Here is a 2,209-nt window from a genome sequence, read left to right on the forward strand (position 1 = left end):
GTACCGTGGGGGTCGGCAAGCGGTCGGGGGGTCTTCGGGGTGCCGTGTTTCAGTCGGTCCAATTCATCCCCTAATGTGGCTTTTGCCGTTCACGTACTTGGGGAAAGGGAGCTCTATGGAGCGCACCGTCGTTCGTTGTGCCGAGGGGCACGTGTTCAGCACCGCTTCGTTCCCGATGCAGAATCTCGGACCTTCCCGGATCGGCCCCGGACGGCTGCTGCGCTGCCCCCGCTGCGCACGGCTGCGGCACTCCGTTCCCGTGACGGCCGAGAAGGGCTGATGACGAAGAGCTGACGACCGGCGCGACCCCGGCCCCGCCCGGGGCCGGGGTCGCGTTGTCAGGTTGTCCGGCTTCTTTGCGTATCCTCGAGACGTGCTTCTCTCAGACAAGGACATCCGGGCCGAGATCGACGCCGGCCGTGTGCGGATCGACCCGTTCGACGAATCGATGGTGCAGCCGTCGAGCATCGATGTGCGCCTTGACCGCTACTTCCGGGTGTTCGAGAACCACCGGTACCCGCACATCGACCCCGCGGTCGAGCAGGCGGACCTCACCCGTGAGGTGGTGCCGGAGGGCGACGAGGCGTTCATCCTGCATCCGGGCGAGTTCGTGCTGGCCTCGACGTACGAGGTGATCACGCTTCCCGGTGATATCGCCTCGCGGCTGGAGGGCAAGTCCAGCCTCGGCCGTCTCGGTCTGCTGACGCACTCGACGGCCGGCTTCATCGACCCGGGCTTCTCCGGGCACGTGACGCTGGAGCTGTCGAACATGGCCACGCTCCCGATCAAGCTGTGGCCCGGGATGAAGATCGGCCAGCTGTGCATGTTCCGGCTGACGTCACCCGTCGAGCATCCTTACGGGTCCGCGAAGCACGGTTCCCGCTACCAGGGACAGCGTGGGCCCACGCCCTCGCGGTCCTTCCAGAATTTCCACCGCACGCAGGTCTGACCGTCCACAGGTACGACGGTCCAGGGAACAGGGCGAAGAGCAACAGTGAGTGAGATCCGCGAGAACCTGACCTACCCGATCTTCGGGCAGGCCATCCGTGAGCTGGCACAGACCATCGCGGACGACGGCTACGAGCCGGACATCATCCTGTCCATCGCCCGTGGTGGCGTCTTCGTCGCGGGCGGTCTGGCCTACGCGCTGGACTGCAAGAACATCCACCTGGTGAACGTCGAGTTCTACACCGGTGTGGGCACCACCCTCGAGATGCCGGTGATGCTCTCCCCCGTCCCGAACGCGATCGACTTCTCCAACAAGAAGGTCCTCATCGCCGACGACGTCGCGGACACCGGCAAGACGCTCAAGCTCGTTCACGACTTCTGCCTGGAGCACGTCGCCGAGGTGCGCTCCGCCGTGATCTACGAGAAGAGCCACTCGCTCGTGAAGTGCGAGTACGTCTGGAAGAAGACGGACGAGTGGATCAACTTCCCGTGGTCGGTCGAGCCGCCGGTGGTGCGGCGTGAGGGCCAGGTCCTCGACGCGTAAGCCTGTGAGCACGTGAGAAGGGCCCGTCCGGAACCCCCAGGGGGTTCCGGACGGGCCCTTTTACGTGCCCCGAGGGGCGCGGGAAACTGCGCGACCAGCCACTGCCGGCCCGCAGCCGAAGGACCGCTAGAGCGTACCGAGCTTGATCAGCGACAGCAGCGCGACCAGCTGGATCGCGGAGGCGCCGAGCGCCCGCGGCCACGGCAGGTCGTGGGACTTGCTCACCATCGACGTCAGCAGCGCGCCGGCCGCCAGCCAGGTGGCCCAGCCCAGCACCTGGACGAGGGTGCTGTCACCGCCCAGGAACATCGCGAAGAGCAGCCGGGGCGCGTCCGTGATCGACATGATCAGCATCGACAGGCCGACGGTCGGCTGCCATATGCCGTCGCCGCCCAGCTGCCGGGCGAGGGTGTGGGTGACCGCGCCGAGGATCAGCCCGGCGACCACCATGATCACGCCGGTGATCAGCACGGCGGGCAGCACATCGGCGAACGAGGCGCGCAGCACGTCCGCGCGGGCCTTCTCGAAGCCGAAGACGGCGAGCAGGCCGTAGACGAAGGTGACGATGAGGGCCGGGGCCCACACCTGGTGGTCCCGCATCTGCCAGAAGGTGGCGGACGGACGCAGCACGATGCCGCTCAGCAGGTCCTTCCAGTGCAGCCGCGGGCCGGGCGGCGGCTGCACTGGAAGGACCTGCTGAGCGGCATCGTGCTGCGT

Annotated in this window: 3 protein-coding genes; 2 read left to right on the forward strand and 1 reads right to left on the reverse strand. The window is 67.1% G+C overall.

Annotation, left to right across the window (positions count from 1 at the left end):
- The first annotated feature begins 373 nt into the window (after window positions 1–373).
- The gene (gene dcd, locus K6I33_RS34405) at window positions 374–949 is read left to right on the forward strand and encodes a dCTP deaminase (protein ID WP_229358732.1); all 576 of its coding nucleotides are present in this window, start codon (window positions 374–376) and stop codon (window positions 947–949) included.
- 45 nt (window positions 950–994) lie between these two features.
- On the forward strand, window positions 995–1,492 hold the full coding sequence (locus tag K6I33_RS34410; RefSeq protein ID WP_087927366.1) for a phosphoribosyltransferase: 498 nt from the start codon (window positions 995–997) through the stop codon (window positions 1,490–1,492).
- Window positions 1,493–1,618: 126 nt separating this feature from the next.
- On the opposite strand, the gene K6I33_RS34415 is transcribed toward K6I33_RS34410, so the two are convergent.
- Window positions 1,619–2,209: Yip1 family protein (locus tag K6I33_RS34415; RefSeq protein ID WP_229358733.1), on the reverse strand; the 591-nt coding region annotated here is incomplete at its 5' end.

The organism is Streptomyces sp. UNOB3_S3 (genome assembly GCF_020740895.1).
GTDB lineage: Bacteria > Actinomycetota > Actinomycetes > Streptomycetales > Streptomycetaceae > Streptomyces.